1 pseudogene is annotated in these 278 nt (G+C 73.0%); it reads left to right on the top strand.

The annotated features are described in order from the left end of the window. Window positions 1-278: pseudogene (locus CCN29_RS36640) on the top strand (PhoH family protein); the annotation flags it as partial.

The following is a 278-nucleotide window of genomic DNA, read 5'->3' as shown; positions in this document are numbered from 1 at the left end:
TCACGGACTCCTCCGGCTGGACCGGCATGTCCGAACTGACCCTGCCCGGCGAGCAGGTGGACGTCCTCTTCGAGGAAGGCCACGTGTACGTGCCCGAGGCGGCCGGCCTGCCCGTGCACACCGGCCTGACCATCCAGTCCGAGCGCGGCAAGGCGCTCGGCCGGGTCACCCCCGAGGGCAACGTCCGCCTGGTGCGCGGCGACCGGGAGGCGTTCGGCATCAAGGGCCGCAGCGCCGAGCAGCGGATCGCGCTCGACCTGCTGCTCGACCCGGACGTC

The sequence above is a fragment of the Streptomyces pseudogriseolus genome (genome assembly GCA_002154585.1).
In the GTDB taxonomy this organism is placed as follows: Bacteria; Actinomycetota; Actinomycetes; order Streptomycetales; family Streptomycetaceae; genus Streptomyces; species Streptomyces pseudogriseolus.
The sequence above is the reverse complement of the archived record's forward strand: the minus strand, read 5'-3'. Positions and strand labels throughout refer to the sequence as shown.